This is a genomic window from Streptomyces sp. NPDC050263, from assembly GCF_040655955.1.
In the GTDB taxonomy this organism is placed as follows: domain Bacteria; phylum Actinomycetota; class Actinomycetes; order Streptomycetales; family Streptomycetaceae; genus Streptomyces.
Genome location: NZ_JBFAKW010000071.1, coordinates 1 through 14,128, shown reverse-complemented (window position 1 = coordinate 14,128; position 14,128 = coordinate 1). Strand labels below are relative to the sequence as shown.

At 74.0% G+C, this 14,128-nt stretch carries 13 protein-coding genes, 1 tRNA gene and 1 pseudogene; 9 read left to right on the top strand and 6 right to left on the bottom strand.

Going from position 1 to position 14,128, the window contains the following annotated elements:
• Positions 1 to 17: 17 nt before the first annotated feature.
• From AB0J04_RS27855 to AB0J04_RS27845, 3 genes and pseudogenes are all read right to left on the bottom strand, one after another.
• Positions 18 to 857: pseudogene (locus AB0J04_RS27855) on the bottom strand (beta-galactosidase trimerization domain-containing protein); the annotation flags it as partial.
• Between the two features lie 230 nt (positions 858 to 1,087).
• Complete coding sequence (locus AB0J04_RS27850) at positions 1,088 to 2,458, bottom strand: HAMP domain-containing sensor histidine kinase (RefSeq protein WP_363171302.1); 1,371 nt, start codon at positions 2,456 to 2,458, stop codon at positions 1,088 to 1,090.
• Positions 2,455 to 3,168, bottom strand: a complete 714-nt coding sequence (locus AB0J04_RS27845; protein ID WP_363171301.1) for a response regulator transcription factor — start codon at positions 3,166 to 3,168, stop codon at positions 2,455 to 2,457. The genes AB0J04_RS27850 and AB0J04_RS27845 overlap by 4 nt, the downstream gene beginning before the upstream one ends.
• Positions 3,169 to 3,290: 122 nt before the next feature.
• On the opposite strand from AB0J04_RS27845, the gene AB0J04_RS27840 reads away from it, so the two are divergent.
• Positions 3,291 to 3,857 (top strand): hypothetical protein, encoded by a 567-nt coding sequence (locus AB0J04_RS27840; RefSeq protein ID WP_363171300.1) that lies wholly within the window; start codon positions 3,291 to 3,293, stop codon positions 3,855 to 3,857.
• Between the two features lie 19 nt (positions 3,858 to 3,876).
• Here the strand turns inward: AB0J04_RS27840 and AB0J04_RS27835 are convergent, their stop codons facing one another.
• Positions 3,877 to 4,746 (bottom strand): fused MFS/spermidine synthase, encoded by an 870-nt coding sequence (locus AB0J04_RS27835; protein ID WP_363171298.1) that lies wholly within the window; start codon positions 4,744 to 4,746, stop codon positions 3,877 to 3,879.
• Positions 4,747 to 4,824: 78 nt separating this feature from the next.
• Entirely contained in the window at positions 4,825 to 5,223 is a 399-nt protein-coding gene (locus AB0J04_RS27830) for a hypothetical protein (RefSeq protein WP_363171297.1), read from the bottom strand.
• 281 nt (positions 5,224 to 5,504) lie between these two features.
• Between AB0J04_RS27830 and AB0J04_RS27825 the strand changes: the two genes are divergently transcribed.
• Complete coding sequence (locus tag AB0J04_RS27825) at positions 5,505 to 6,983, top strand: hypothetical protein (RefSeq protein WP_363171296.1); 1,479 nt, start codon at positions 5,505 to 5,507, stop codon at positions 6,981 to 6,983.
• A 26-nt stretch (positions 6,984 to 7,009) separates the two neighbouring features.
• On the opposite strand, the gene AB0J04_RS27820 is transcribed toward AB0J04_RS27825, so the two are convergent.
• Positions 7,010 to 7,603 (bottom strand): histidine phosphatase family protein, encoded by a 594-nt coding sequence (locus AB0J04_RS27820; RefSeq protein WP_363171295.1) that lies wholly within the window; start codon positions 7,601 to 7,603, stop codon positions 7,010 to 7,012.
• A 223-nt stretch (positions 7,604 to 7,826) separates the two neighbouring features.
• Between AB0J04_RS27820 and AB0J04_RS27815 the strand changes: the two genes are divergently transcribed.
• From AB0J04_RS27815 to AB0J04_RS27785, 7 genes are all read left to right on the top strand, one after another.
• Positions 7,827 to 8,798: a phosphatase PAP2 family protein gene (locus tag AB0J04_RS27815; RefSeq protein WP_363171294.1), complete on the top strand. Its 972-nt coding sequence runs from the start codon at positions 7,827 to 7,829 to the stop codon at positions 8,796 to 8,798.
• The gene (locus AB0J04_RS27810) at positions 8,749 to 9,882 is read left to right on the top strand and encodes a hypothetical protein (protein ID WP_363171331.1); all 1,134 of its coding nucleotides are present in this window, start codon (positions 8,749 to 8,751) and stop codon (positions 9,880 to 9,882) included. Before AB0J04_RS27815 ends, AB0J04_RS27810 begins: the two co-directional genes overlap by 50 nt.
• Positions 9,873 to 11,471: a hypothetical protein gene (locus AB0J04_RS27805; protein ID WP_363171293.1), complete on the top strand. Its 1,599-nt coding sequence runs from the start codon at positions 9,873 to 9,875 to the stop codon at positions 11,469 to 11,471. Before AB0J04_RS27810 ends, AB0J04_RS27805 begins: the two co-directional genes overlap by 10 nt.
• The gene (locus AB0J04_RS27800) at positions 11,468 to 12,808 is read left to right on the top strand and encodes an AAA domain-containing protein (RefSeq protein ID WP_363171292.1); all 1,341 of its coding nucleotides are present in this window, start codon (positions 11,468 to 11,470) and stop codon (positions 12,806 to 12,808) included. The genes AB0J04_RS27805 and AB0J04_RS27800 overlap by 4 nt, the downstream gene beginning before the upstream one ends.
• A 165-nt stretch (positions 12,809 to 12,973) precedes the next feature.
• On the top strand, positions 12,974 to 13,342 hold the full coding sequence (locus AB0J04_RS27795) for a hypothetical protein (protein ID WP_363171291.1): 369 nt from the start codon (positions 12,974 to 12,976) through the stop codon (positions 13,340 to 13,342).
• A gap of 122 nt (positions 13,343 to 13,464) precedes the next feature.
• On the top strand, positions 13,465 to 14,052 hold the full coding sequence (locus AB0J04_RS27790; RefSeq protein ID WP_363171290.1) for a bifunctional DNA primase/polymerase: 588 nt from the start codon (positions 13,465 to 13,467) through the stop codon (positions 14,050 to 14,052).
• A tRNA-Lys gene (locus AB0J04_RS27785) sits at positions 14,043 to 14,116 on the top strand. Before AB0J04_RS27790 ends, AB0J04_RS27785 begins: the two co-directional genes overlap by 10 nt.
• The last annotated feature ends 12 nt before the right edge of the window (positions 14,117 to 14,128 follow it).

The following is a 14,128-nucleotide window of genomic DNA, read 5'->3' as shown; positions in this document are numbered from 1 at the left end:
GTGAATTTGCCTATGACCTATGCCAGCGGCTGGTGTCCGTGTGCCTCCCGCACCACTGCCACCCCGCCCGGCGCGACGGTGACCCGGCCGTCCGGCAGTGGGTTCCCCGTGAGGAGTTCCACCGCGTCGGCGGCCACCGTCACCTGGGCCCCCCGGCCGGTGTGGTCGACGAGGAAGAGGTAGTCGGCGTCGGTTCCGCGGCGGCGGACCGCCTCCAGGCCCGGCGGGGGGACGTCCGTCAGCTCCCGCCGCACCCCCGCCTCCTCCCGGACGTGTTCCAGGAGCGTCGTCAGGGTGGTCGGGTCGGGGAGGGCGGCCAGGTACCAGGCCGTCCCTGTGCCGTGGTCGTGCCTGGTCACGGTCGGGAGGCCGGTCAGAGGGCCGTCCGTGTACGAGGTCACCGCCGCCGCGCCCGCCAGGCTCACCCGCTCCGACCACAGGGTCGCCGTGCCGCCGCCGGTCAGGCCGACCGTCTCGCCCGGCAGCAGCGAAAACAGCTCGTCCGTGCGGACGCCGAGCGCCTCGCGGAACGCGCCCGGGTAACCGCCCAGCCGGACATGGCAGTTCTCGTCGACCGCCCCGCTGTGGAAGCCGACCGCCAGCGTGCCGCCCCGCTCGGCGAAGCCGGTGAGGTTCGCGGCTCCCGCGTCGTCCACCAGGTAGCGGCTGAGGGCCAGGACCAGGCGGTACGCCGACAGGTCCGCGTCCGGGCGGACGAAGTCCACGGCGACGCCTGCCCGCCACAGCGGCTCGTACCAGGAGCGGATCAGGTCGAGGTAGCGGACCTCCTCGCTCGGCTGTGAGGGCAGCTCCAAGGCCCAACGGGCGTCCCAGTCCCAGACGATCGCCGTCTCGGCCGTGCCGACGGCGTCGGAGGCGTCGGAGGCGTCGGAGGCGTCGGAGGCGTCGGAGGCGTCGGAGGCGTCGGAGGCGTTGGAGGCGTTGGAGGCGAGGGTGACGGCCTTCGGGTCGGCCGCGGCGCCGCTGCCGCCACAGGCGGACAGCACCGGTATTCCGGCGCCCAGAACGGCCGCGCCGCCTATGCCGCGCAACAGCGTGCGACGGCTCGGGCGTCACGGGCAGGACGTCACCTGAGCGCCGACCGCCTGCGCCGTCGCACGGAACCCCGGTGGCCCCTGCGCACGGGGTCGGTTCCGGCCAGTTGTATCCAGACGCGTATTTCCGTGCCGCCCAGCACCGAGGAGCCGATGCGTACGTCGCCGCCCGTCGACTCCGCGAGGCGGCGGACTATGTCCAGGCCGAGGCCGGTCGAGCCGGGGGTTCCGGCGCCTCGCCCGCGGGCCATCGCCGTCTCGGGGTCGAGGATGCCCGGGCCGGCGTCCGACACGAGGACGATCACCGCGTCCTCGCCGTTGTGTACGTCGACCGCGAAGGCCGTCCCCTCCGGGGTGTGGCGGAAGACGTTGCCGAGGAGGGCGTCCAGGGCTGCGGCCAGCTCGGTGCGGGCCACGGGGACGCGCACCGGGCGGTCGACGCCGGCCGTGCGCACCTTGCGGCCCTCGTCCTCCGCGAGCGCCGACCAGAACGCCATCCGCTCCCGGACGACCTCCGCCGCATCGCATCCGGCGCCGGGACCGGGGGCCGTCGTCTGCGGCTTCGCCTCCCGAGCCGTGCGGATGATCGTGTCGACCTCGCGCTCCAGCTGGGCTACGGCGGTCCGCGTCTGCTCCGCCGCCGGGGAGTCACCGAGGGAGGCCGCGTTGAGACGCAGCACCGTCAGCGGGGTGCGCAGACGGTGCGAGAGATCCGCCGCCAACTCCCGTTCGTTCGCCAGGAGTTGGACCACCTGATCGGCCATCGAGTTGAACGCCACCGCCGCCAGGCGCAGTTCGCTCGGCCCCTCCTCCGGCACCCTGGCCCCCAGCTTCCCCTCCCCCAACTCCTGCGCACCCTCCACCAGTCGACGCGCCGGCCGCACCATCCGCACGCCCAGCCGGTCGGCGACGGCCACCGAGCCGACGACCAGCGCGGCCCCGACCGCCGCCAGCACCGCCCACGCCGTGCCGACGCCGTTGCTCACCTCGGACTCCGGCACGTACACCTCGATCACCACGGTCCCCAGGCCCAGCGCCACGGGCTGGAGCAGCGCCGAGCCGCCGGGCACCTCGGTGGTGGAGGCGCGGCCCAGTCTCCGCACGGCCGCGATGTCCGCGTCGGCGGCACGCTGCCGGCCGAGGTCGACGGCGGTCCGGCCGTCACCCGCCGGTAGGTGCACCGCCATGCCTTCGTCGGAGCCCGCCGAGGCCACGACCCGCTCCAACTGGTCCCGGTCGGTCGTGATGGACAACGCCGGCACCACGACCGCGGCCTCCCGCTCCGCGTTGGAGAGCGCGCGGTCCCGGGCCATCTCCTTGACGACGAGCCCGAGCGGTACCGCAAAGGCGACCACGACCATCGTGGTGACCGCCAGACACACCCTGACCAGCGCCCACCTCATCGCACCGGCCCCGCTTCCCCCGGTGGTTCGAGCTTCACCCCGACGCCCCGCAGGGTGTGCAGATAGCGCGGCCGCGCCGCCGTCTCGCCCAGCTTGCGCCGCAGCCAGGACAGATGGACGTCGATGGTCTGGTCGTCGCCGTAGGACTGCTGCCACACCTCGGCGAGCAGTTCCCGGCGCGGGACCACGACCCCCGGCCGGCCCGCGAGAAAGGCCAGCAGGTCGAACTCGCGGCGGGTGAGGTCGAGCCGCACCCCGTCCAACTCCGCCTGCCGGCGCTGCGGGTCGACACTCAGGCCGCCGACGTGCAGCACGGGCGAGGACGGCGGGGCGTCCCCGGGGCCGGTCCGTCGGGACCGTCGCAGGACCGCCGCCATCCTCGCCGACAGGTGCTCCACCGAGAACGGCTTGGTCAGATAGTCGTCCGCGCCCGCGTTCAGCAGCCGGACGATCTCCGACTCGTCGTCGCGCGCGGTGGCGATGATGACCGGCACGTCCGTGATGCCGCGCAGCATCTTCAGGGCCTCGGAGCCGTCCAGATCGGGCAGTCCCAGGTCGAGAACGACCACGTCGAAGCGGAAATGGGCGACCTCGCGCAGCGCCTCCAGCGCCGTACCGACGCTGCGCACCAGGTGCGAGGCGTCGGTCAGCTGGCGGATGAGCGCCGAGCGGACGAACTGGTCGTCCTCGACCACGAGCACACTTGCCATGCGCCGCAACCTACGCCATGCGACCGGACCCGGCCGGGGCCTGTGGACAACTCCCCCGCTGTGGACGGACGGTGGCCCCTCGGGGGGACACCTGTGAGGCGGGTGAGGCAGGATGGCGCGCTATGCGGAGCGCACTCCTACACGTACTGGCCTGGTCGCTGGCCACGGGCGCGGCGGTCACGCTGTCGTGGTGGGGTGTCCACACGGTCATGGCGGGCACCGTCTACGACCCGCCGCGCGCCCTTCCGTTGACGGTGGGCGAAGCCGACAGGGCCGCCGAGGCGGACACGGGCGGCTCGGCGGCCCGCGAGGCCGAGCCGCTGCCCTCGCCCAGCCCGTCGCGGACGGCCTCGAAAACTCCGGCGACGCCCTCGGCGCCCGCAGCGTCCACGCCCGCCGCGTCCCCGACGCCGAGTGGCACGCCCGTCGCCTCCACCCCGTCCGGCAGCGGGTCCGGCAACGCGTCCGGCACGGTCAAGAGTTACGACACCGACGGCGGCCGGGTCGTCCTGGACCTGGCCGAGACGTACGCGACGCTCGTGTCGGCCACCCCGGGCGCGAACTGGTCGGTGCAGGTGTGGAAGACGGAGTCCTGGATCCGGGTGGACTTCGCCTCCGGCGCGGACCGGGTGACGGTGTTCTGCACCTGGCACGACGGCCCGCCGCGGGTCGACGTACAGAACTACTGAACCGCCGACGGCGGTTCCGCTACCGGAACACCGACGGCGGCGGTGCCGGTGAGGCCACCGCCGACGCGTCCGCGACCGGCGCCGCCCCGCCGCTGAAGTCGGTGAGCGCGCGGCCGTGCTCGACCCGGCCGGGGTGCGGGTCGGAGGCGGCCCGGCGGGTCAGTTCGGCGATCGGCAGGGGCAGGTCGGAGGCGACGAGCACGGCGTTGCCGAACCGTTTGCCCCGCAGCACGGTCGGGTCCGCGACCAGCGCGAGGTGAGGGAAACGGGCGGCGGCGGTGGCGATCTGGCCGCGCAGGTGCGCGAGCGGTGGGCCGTCGGCGAGGTTGGCGGCGTAACTTCCGCCGGGCTTCAACGTCCTGCGGACCTCGTCGAGGAACTCGGTCGAGGTGAGGTGGGCGGGGGTGCGGGCGCCGCTGAACACATCGGCCACGACGAGGTCCGCCCACCCGTCCGGCACCTTGGCGAGACCTTCCCGGGCGTCGACGGACCTGACCCTGATCCGCGCCCCCGGGTCCAACGGCAGCTCCCGGCGTACCAGTCGGACGAGAGCCGCGTCCCGTTCGACGACCTGCTGGGTGGAGCGGGGCCGGGTCGCGGCGACATAGCGCGCGAGCGTGAAGGCGCCGCCGCCGAGGTGCACGACCTGTAGGGGCTTGCCGGGTGGGCCGGTGAGGTCGATGACATGGCCCAGGCGCCGCTGGTACTCGAAGGAGAGAAAGGCGGGGTCGTCGAGGTCGACGTGCGACTGGGGGGCTCCGTCGATGAGCAGCGTCCAGGCCCGCGTCCGGTCCCGGTCGGGTATGAGCTGGGCGAGGCCGCCGTCGACCGTCTCGACGACCGTGGCGTCGGCGTCCCGCTCGCGCCGGGTGTTCCTGGACTTTGCCATGACAGCATTTTCGCAGGCCGCGGACGCTCCCCGCGCGCTCGGCCGAGCCCGGCGGCGCGGGAGGTCACGGACGCCCGCTCAACGGCAGCTGTCCGCCGCCTCGATCAACCGGGCCGCCTCGCCCAACGCCCGTCGCAGCACCGCCGGATCCGTCGCGAGGTCCGCCTCGCCGGGGGGCACCAGCCAGTCCGAGTCCTCGTTCGAGGGCTCGGGGACGAGTCTCAGCCCCCGGCCGTCGGTCTCGGTGCAGGTGCTGCCCGGTACGTCCCAGGCCGCCGCCGTCCCGGCCGGCACGACGAAGCCGAGCGTGTCGTCGCCGTCGTCGTGCAGGACGGGCCCCACTCCGTCCCCCGCCGACGCTCTCCGCAGGATGTCGACGGCCTCCAGCCCCTGACGCGTCGGCACCGTCACGAGGTCGCACGCCGCCCCCGACGGCATACAAGGATCGTCGCTCTGGCTGGTCTCCCTGATCTCCATCCCGGCCTCCACCGCGCAGCCCGCCTTGACGACAGGGCCTGGGGACCTGTCCTGGTCCACAAGGCTCAACGCCCGGGCACGTCAAGGGCTACGGCGGAAGTCCGCCGCAAAGGATGGCAGTTCATGGCAGATCGCGGATGAGATATCCGGTTTGTAGCCAAACACCGCATGGCGGCCCGACCACAGCAGGTACGTTCTTGCCCGCCGGGAACAAGGGTGCCACACGGACAAGTCACCCCGAATCCGGCATGGTTCGACGGTTCGCACGAGAGGACCCGGCCATGGCGTCGTCAACGGTGACCCCACCTCGGCCCGACCGGCCACCACGGCCCAACCTCGCCTTCCGGCACCTGCGCGGACAGCGCTCGCCGGCCGAGTTCGCCGCGCTCGTACGGCGGGCCGCTCGCGAGATCGGTGAGCTGGTCAGCTGCGACGCGCGCTACATCGGGCGGGTCGAGGCGGGCGAGATCCGCTGCCCCAACTACGCGTACGAGCGGGTGTTCCTGCACATGTTCCCCGGTCGCACGCTCATCGACCTGGGGTTCGCGCCCCGCGCGTCCGTTCGCGGACGAGGGGCGCGCACCGCCGAGGACGCGCCCTGTGCGCACACCACAAGACCGGAGCGCACTACCAGTGACGAGCGGGACACGGGTGAGACGGGTGGGGCGCATGAGCCGTATGACACGCAGGACCCGTATGACACGCAGGACCCGTACGACAAGCACCACAACCACGAGGAGAGCGACGTGCTGCGTCGCGCATTCATGACCGGCGGAGGCGCCACCGTGGCCGCCGCCACTCTGGGCCCCCTGAGGCTCGCCCCCGACACGTCGGCGGCGGAACGTCCCGTGCGCCGCGTGGGGACGAGCGAGGCGGGCGCCCTGGAAGAAGCGGTCCGCAGGATCCGGCTGCTCGACGACCGGCACGGGGCCGACGGCCTCTACCGGCGCGCCGCCGCCCCGCTGCGCGCCGCCTACGCGCTGCTGGACGCCGGGACGACCCGGCAGACGACCGCCGACCGGCTGCACTCGGGCGCCGGTGAGCTCGCCATCTCCGTCGGCTGGCTGGCGCACGACTCGGGCCGCTTCGACGACGCCCGCTCGCACTACGCCGAGGCCCTCGCGACCGCCCGGATGACCGGCGACCAGGCACTGGAGGCGCACGCCTTCTGCAACACGGCGTTCCTCGCGCGGGACGCCGGCCGACCCCGCGAGGCCGTCCGCGCCGCCCAGGCCGCCCAGCGCGTCGCCCGCCCGCTGAGCTCGCCCCGGCTGATGTCGCTGCTCGCGCTGCGCGAGGCGGGCGGCTGGGCGGGGCTCACCGACCGCGCCGGCTGCGAGCAGGCCCTCGTCCGCGCGCAGGCCCTCTACGACCGCGGCCCCTGCGACGACGACCCCGAGTGGATGAGCTTCTACGGCGAGGCCGAGCTGGAGGGGCTCAAGGCGCAGTGCTGGTCCACGCTGGGCGACTGGCCGCGCGCGGCCCGGCACGCGGGACGTGCGGCCGACCTCCAGGACCCGCACTTCACCCGGAACATCGCGCTGTACACCGCCGAGCTGGCGGACGACCTCGCGCGCGGGGGCCGCCCCGACGAGGCCGCGGTGGCCGGGATGCGCGTCCTCGACCTGCTGGACCAGGTCCAGTCGTCCCGGATCCAGACGATGCTGGCGGGAACGGCGAGGGTGCTGCTGCCGCACCGGCGGGCGGGCGGCGTCTCGACCTTCCTGGAGCGCCACGCCTCGACTCCGCGCAAGGCCTGAGCCCCACGCGCCGTCCCAGGGGCGTTCTACGCAAGGTGCCCGAGGTCGTTCCAGCTCTCGATCGCCGGTTCGCCGTAGGCCCAGCCCAGGACCGACAGGGACGTCGGGTTCAGGCGTATTCGGGCCGCGAAGTCCAGCGGCAGCCCCAGCCAACGTGCCCCGATGGAGCGGAGGATGTGACCGTGGGCGAAGACCAGGACGTCCCGGTCGGCCGAGCGGGCCCAGGCGACGACCTCGTCCGCGCGGGCGGTCACCTCGGCGAGCGTCTCGCCCTCGGGAACGCCGTCGCGCCAGATGAGCCAGCCGGGCCGGTCGGCCTGGATCTCGGCGGGGGTCAGGCCCTCGTAGGCGCCGTAGTGCCACTCCATGAGCGTGTCCCAGTGCGCGGCCCGCTCGCCGAAGCCGGCGAGTTCGCACGTCTCACGCGCGCGTGCCAGCGGGCTGGTGCGGATCTCGACGTCGGCGAGGCCCTCGAAGGGCGCCCGGTGCAGCCGCTCGCCGAGCAGTTTCGCGCCCCGGCGGCCCTCCTCCAGGAGGGGCACGTCGGTCCTGCCGGTGTGTCTGCCGGACAGCGACCACTCCGTCTGCCCGTGCCGAGCCAGCAGAATGCGCGGTGCCATGGGGGACCTTTCCGGGAAAACCCTGGCAGGGACCAGGGCAGAAATCAGAGGCGGAACCCCTCCATCATCGCTCACCCTGAACAGGGGCAACCCGGTGGGCGATCTCAGCGTCTTTGAGAGCCGGGGCGCTCACAGCGGGCGCGCGCATACGCCGTAAAGTGGCCCGTCCCGCGCCAGAGGCGCCGCAGCGAGGACACAGCGACAAGAAGGGGGAGGCGATCGGATGCCGCAGACCGAGACACCAGGCACCGAGGCGGCCTCGCGGACAAGGCTGCGCTGGTGGACCGAGCTGCCTCTGATCCTGCTGGTGTACGCCTGCTACTCGGGCGGCCGGCTGCTCGTGCGCGGCGATGTGACGACCGCCGTCGACCACGGCCTGACGATCCTGCGCATCGAGAAGTTCCTGCACATCAACGCCGAGCACCCGCTGAACCGGCTGTTCCGGACCGAGGCGTGGATCGGCGTGCCGGCCGACTTCTGGTACGCGTCGCTGCACTACCTCGTGACGCCCGCGATCCTGGTCTGGCTGTTCCGGTCCCGGTCCCGGCACTACCGGGCGGCCCGCACCTGGCTGATGACGTCCACGTTCATGGGCCTCATCGGCTTCACGCTGCTGCCCACCTGCCCGCCCCGGCTGCTGTCGGCGAGCCACGGCTTCGTGGACACGATGGCCCAGTACAGCTCGTACGGCTGGTGGGGCGGCGAGGCGAGCGCGCCGCGCGGCATGGGCGGCATGACCAACCAGTACGCGGCGATGCCGTCGCTGCACGTGGGCTGGGCCCTGTGGTGCGGGGTCATCCTGTGGCGCCACGGCGGCACCCGCCTGGCGAAGACGGCGGCCGTCGTCTACCCGCTGGTCACGACGATCGTGGTGATGGGCACCGCCAACCACTACTTCCTCGACGCGGTCGCGGGCGGGGCCGTGATGGGCGTGGGGCTGCTGCTGACGCCGTTGGTGATGCGGAGCGCGGACCGCGCCCGGGTGTGGTTCGCGGCCCGGGTCCCGATGGTGGACCGGATCCCGGTGGTCTCGGCGGACTCTCAGGGCGCTTCGGCCTCGATTGTCAGTGGCGGATGCCAGACTTCCCCGGGTGAGCGAATTCCACGGCAGCGCGAGCAACGGCTTCGACCCGGAGCCGAGCCGAGTGCCTCTCCCTCGGACGCGGGGGACGGCGCTCCGGCAGCGGCTCGCTGAGCTGCGCGGCCCCGACGTACCGGCCAAGGCGCTGGACGCCCGGGCCCTCGCGGCGCTGGCCGCGAACCCGGGCTGCAAACGGCGCGCGATCCTCGACGGCGCCGGGGTGAACAAGGCGGCGCTGGCGGGCGCGCTGGGCGCGCCGTCGGCCTTCGGGCAGTCCCAGTTCGCCCTCACGCGCGGCAACGCGTTCGAGGCGAAGGTGAAGGCGGACGGCGGCGCGGAACTGCTGCGGCTGGTGCACGAGCGGCTGGACCCGGCCGCCGCGCCGCCCGTCGCCGCCACCGTGCCCGACCTGTCCGCGATCGGCCCCGAGGGCCGCACCGCGCGCACCGCGCTGGCGCTGCGCGAGGCCACCGAGGCGACCGGCACATGGACGCTGCTGGACCACCCGATGATCGCGCTCGACGTCGCCGGCTCCCCGGCCTTCCTGGAGCCGGACGCTGTGGTGGTGCACCCGGACGGCAGTTGGACGGTCGTGGAGATCAAGTCCTTCCCCATGCTGGACGGCTCGGCGGACCCCGCGAAGGTCGGCGCGGCCGCCCGCCAGGCCGCGGTCTACGTGCTCGCCCTCGAGCAGGTCGCCGCCCGTCTCGACCCGGCCCCGCGCGTGCGCCACCGCGTGCTGCTGGTCTGCCCCAAGGACTTCTCCAACCTGCCCACCGCCTCCGCCGTGGACGTACGCAAGCAGCGCGCGGTCACCAGCCGCCAGCTGGCCCGCCTCACCCGCATCCAGGACATCGCCGACGCCCTCCCCGAAGGCACCTGCTTCTCCCCCGAACTGCCCGCCGAGCAGCTCACGGCGGCCGTCGAGGCCGTTCCGGCGACGTACGCACCCGAGTGCCTGGCCGCCTGCGAGCTGGCGTTCCACTGCCGGGACCGCTCCCGCGCGGCCGGTGCCGTCACCTCGCTGGGCCGGTCGGTGCGCGCCGAACTGGGCGGGCTGACGACCGTCGAGGGCGTCCTGGCCGCAGCCCGCGGAGAGGCCGGGGATCCGGATGATCCGGCGGTGGCCGCGCTGCGCAGAGCGGCCGAGCTGCGCGCCGAGGCCCTGAGCGAGGCCCTGGGGGCGATGTGTCGCTGATCGCCACCCTCGCCCGGCTCGAGGCCGTCCGCAGCGGCCGCGCCCAGCCCACCGCCACCGCCCTGCACCGGCGGCTCTCCGACCGGCCGCTGGTCTTCGTGCCGCTGACCACCGCCGGTGAGGCCGGCGCCCCGCTGGGCGCGCTGGTCGGCACCGACCGGGCCGCGCCGCGGCTGCTCGTCGTACCGCAGCCGCGCGACCGCGACCTGCGGTTCGCTTTCCTCGCCGAGCTGGCCGACATCGTCCTGCCGTACATCGACTCCTACGCCGGGGCCGTGGAGGCCGCCGAGCGCAGCGAGACCGACCCGGAGACCGGCAAACGCGTCAAGGTCGAGGTCGAGCTGTGCGCCGACGCGCCCCAGCTGATCGTCCCGAGCCGCGCGGGCGTCGACCTCGTCCGCCTGCTGGGCCGCTCCATGCGCTTCCGGCGGACGGCGGAGCAGGATCCGCAGACGCCGTATCCCGCGCCTCCGCGCGTGCCGCTGCTCGGGCGATGGCTGACCCACTTCGGGGAGCGGTCCCGGGTGCCGGGCTCCTCGCTGCTGGTGGCGCTCACGGAGCTGCTGGGCCGGCACTGGGCGACCGGGCAGTCCAGCCTGGAGGACCAGCACCTGGGGGCGCTGCTCGCCTGGATCTCCCCGCCGGACGGCGAGACGGGCGCCGAGGCGGCGCTGCGGGCGGAGCTCGGGCGGGACGCGGACGGGCAGTTGCTGTGCCCGCCGGCCGGCCCGGCGACCGACCCCGCGTTCGACAACAAGCTGCTCGCCCCCGCCATCGAGCGCTACGACCGCGCCCGCACCGCCCTGGCCGCCGCCGAGGACGGCCTCCAGGCCGACGACCGGCTGGGCGCGCTCACCGCCGCCGAGCGGGAGATCCGCGAGCTGGTGCGGAGCCGGACGCTGCCGACCTGGAACCGGGTGTGGGAGGGCCTCGACCTGCTGCGGGCCCTGCCCGAGGGCGCGCACGTCGAGGAGCGGTGGACACGCGACCGCTGGTCGTTCACCGGCCACCGCGACCGGGTCGTGGCCGGCGAGCCCCCGCAGCCGCGCCGGGACGACGCGGTGACCGCCGCCAACAAGCTCGCCACGCGCGAGCGCGAGCAGGCCCGCCTGGAGGCCCAGGAGGCGCTGGACGACCCGCTGGTCATGGCGGGGCGGCGGCTGGGCGGGGAGGCGTTCGCGGGCGAGGTCGTCGACGTCGTCATGGCGTACAGCGAGGGGAAGCGGCCGAGCCCGCGCCCGCTGGTCACCGTGCGGACGGACGACCGGCCACGGCTCGCGGAGCGGGTGAAGGTGTACCGGTCGCTGGGCGGGAAGCCGCAGGCGGCGGAGTTCGTGCAGCGCGACGGCGAGGAGGACGAAGGCCTCCTGGTGCTGCGGATCGTCGACAAGATGGGCCGTGGCAAGGAACCCGAGCAGGGGTCGGTGCCGGAGAAGGGCGATCTGCTCTGCTTCACGCTCTTCGAGCACGAACAGCGCGGCGGCGCGAAGCTGCCCGACCCGGAGGACACGCCGTGGACGCACGGCGGGCCGCCCGGGGAGCAGGCGCCCGAAGCCCCCGATTCCGTCACCCCGGAGGATGTCCTGTGACCACCGAGGCCGCTTTCGACCCCGGTGCCGCCGCCGGCCGCGCCACCGACGCGATCCTTCGGGACACGCTGCACGGCACCGCGCGCGGGGTGGTCGTCGACTCCCCGCCGGGGGCCGGGAAGTCCACGCTCGTGGTCCGCGCGGCGCTCGAACTCGCGGACGCGGGGCGATCGCTGATGGTGGTCGCGCAGACCAACGCGCAGGTCGACGACCTGGTGGTACGGCTCGCCGAGAAGAACCGCGAGCTGGCCGTGGGCCGACTGCACAGCAGTGACGCCGACCCGTACGACAAGGCGCTGGAAGAGCTGCCGAACGTGAAGAAGTCGGCGAAGGCGGCGGAGCTGGCCGGGCTGCCGGTGGTGATCTCCACCGCCGCGAAGTGGGCACATGTGAAGGTCGACGAGCCGTGGCGGCACGCGATCGTGGACGAGGCCTACCAGATGCGGTCGGACGGGCTGCTGGCCGTGGCCGGGCTGTTCGAGCGGGCGCTGTTCGTGGGCGACCCGGGGCAGCTGGACCCGTTCTCGATCGTGGGCGGCGAGCAGTGGGCGGGCCTGTCGTACGACCCGTCGGCCTCGGCGGTGAGCACGCTGCTCGCGCACAACCCCGAGCTGCCGCAGCACCGGCTGCCGGTGTCCTGGCGGCTCCCGGCGTCGGCCGCGCCGCTCGTGTCCGACGCGTTCTACCCGTACACCCGGTTCCGCAGCGGCACCGGGCACGGCGACCGGCGCCTGTCGTTCGCGGTCGCGTCGGACGGCTCCGGCGCCGACCGGGTGATCGACGAGGCGGCGGAGTCGGGCTGGGGCCTGCTGGAGCTGCCCGCCCGGCACACGCCCCGCACAGACCCGGAGGCGGTGCGGGCGGTCGCGTCGGTGGTCCGGCGCCTGCTGGACCGAGGCGGCGCGGCCACCTCGGAGCGCTCCCCCGACCCGACCCCGCTGACCGCCGCCCGGGTCGCCGTCGGCACCGCCCACCGCGACCAGGCGGCGGCGGTACGGGCGGCGCTGGCGGAGCTGGGCGTCGCGGACGTCACCGTGGACACGGCGAACCGGCTCCAGGGCATGGAGTTCGACGTCACGGTGATCCTGCACCCGCTGTCCGGCCGCCCCGACGCCACCGCCTTCCACCTGGAGACGGGCCGCCTGTGCGTCCTGGCCTCCCGCCACCGCCACGCGTGCGTGGTCGTCTGCCGAGCCGGCGTCGGCGACCTTCTGGACGAATACCCGTCCACGGAACCCGTCCAGCTCGGAACCCTCGTGAAGTTCCCGGACGGCTGGGAGGCCAACCACGCGGTACTGGCCCACTTGGCGGAACACCGGGTGCACTGGACGCCATGACCGACCCGCCGCCGGCCCACCCCCCATGACCGACCCTCCCCCGCCCGCCGGACGGGGAACATCGGGGCGATCGGGGTGCTTGAGAGTTCGGGGCCGAATGCCTCTTGCGCCACCGGGGGACAATGGAAGGTGGTCCGCATCCGAACCGCACGAGGAGGACAAGACATGGCGGAGCCCACGCCGCGTCGGAACGAACCGCGGCTACGCCCCGCGCCCCTGCTCTTCGAGCCCGCGGAGGCAGCCGGTGACCCGGAGCACTTCTTCGACCTGGAGTCGATAGACGACCCGGGTGCGCTGCTGTCCCGCGCGACGGAGCTGACGCTCGCGTTCCGGGCGGCGGCCGACCGCGCGACGGAGTTCCAGGCGATGGCGGCCGCTCAGCTCGCCGATCCGCGCCGCTTCGACCGGCTGACGGCGGCAGACATCGCCGAGCGCGCCGAGTGGACCGAGGACTACGCGAAGAAGATGGTCGAGTTCGGCCGCGATCTGCTGCGGGGCGACGCCGAGGGACGGGGGCACGTCGACCCCGTCTAGCGGCCCGGGGACGACATGTGTGGCATATGCCGGGCGGGCAAGATACCCCGTCCCCCACCCTGCCGTCCCGGTTTCTCGCAACCCTGTGAATTCGGCCGCTCACCGCCGGTAGACCTGTACGCATGAGTCGCGCATACGACGAACCCCTCGGTGTCACCCCGGACGGCGCCGCCTGGCTGGCCTCCGCCGGAACGTATCCGCGCAGCACGCTCGCCCTCTGGGAGGAGCGGCCGCAGGCTCCGGTGGTGCTGCCCTGCGGCTCGGTGTTCGACATCGTCAGCGCGCCGGCGATGTTCGGCCGGCTGATGCTCGACCGGCTCTGGGGCGACGGGCCGGGCTCCGGGCCGGTGGCCGCGTTCCGGGCGCGGACGCTGCTGTTCGCCGCGCCGGGCACGGCCCAGCGGCTGCCCTCGCTCCTGGAGTGGGAGGAGTGGAGCGCCGACGGCCGCCGGGACGGCCGTGCCGGAAGCGTGCCGCCGCTGCTGTGCCACGGCACCGGCGACGCGGTGACCGTGCCCGCGCTCAGCCCGGCCGGGTCGGGCTCCGCCACCCGCTGGATGGTCGCTCCGGACACCCGTCACCCATGGCTTCCGGGGCCCGAGATCCTGCTCTGGGCGGCCGTCCGGGCGGCCCGCGCGGCCGTGCGGATATCGATTTTTCCTCCCGCCGATCAGGATGCTAAGGTCTACGACGTCAGCAGGCGCCGCTAGCTCAGTTGGTTAGAGCAGCTGACTCTTAATCAGCGGGTCCGGGGTTCGAGTCCCTGGCGGCGCACGACATCGACAG

Excerpts from the sequence above, each read along its gene's own strand:
- AB0J04_RS27835 (WP_363171298.1), bottom strand. The coding sequence starts at position 4,746 with ATGGCAAAGTCCAGGAACACCCGGCGCGAGCGGGACGCCGACGCCACG.
- AB0J04_RS27820 (WP_363171295.1), bottom strand. The coding sequence starts at position 7,603 with ATGGCACCGCGCATTCTGCTGGCTCGGCACGGGCAGACGGAGTGGTCG.
- AB0J04_RS27830 (WP_363171297.1), bottom strand. The coding sequence starts at position 5,223 with ATGGAGATCAGGGAGACCAGCCAGAGCGACGATCCTTGTATGCCGTCG.
- AB0J04_RS27795 (WP_363171291.1), top strand. The coding sequence starts at position 12,974 with ATGGCGGAGCCCACGCCGCGTCGGAACGAACCGCGGCTACGCCCCGCG.
- AB0J04_RS27845 (WP_363171301.1), bottom strand. The coding sequence starts at position 3,168 with ATGGCAAGTGTGCTCGTGGTCGAGGACGACCAGTTCGTCCGCTCGGCG.
- AB0J04_RS27790 (WP_363171290.1), top strand. The coding sequence starts at position 13,465 with ATGAGTCGCGCATACGACGAACCCCTCGGTGTCACCCCGGACGGCGCC.
- AB0J04_RS27825 (WP_363171296.1), top strand. The coding sequence starts at position 5,505 with ATGGCGTCGTCAACGGTGACCCCACCTCGGCCCGACCGGCCACCACGG.
- AB0J04_RS27815 (WP_363171294.1), top strand. The coding sequence starts at position 7,827 with ATGCCGCAGACCGAGACACCAGGCACCGAGGCGGCCTCGCGGACAAGG.
- AB0J04_RS27850 (WP_363171302.1), bottom strand. The coding sequence starts at position 2,458 with ATGAGGTGGGCGCTGGTCAGGGTGTGTCTGGCGGTCACCACGATGGTC.
- AB0J04_RS27840 (WP_363171300.1), top strand. The coding sequence starts at position 3,291 with ATGCGGAGCGCACTCCTACACGTACTGGCCTGGTCGCTGGCCACGGGC.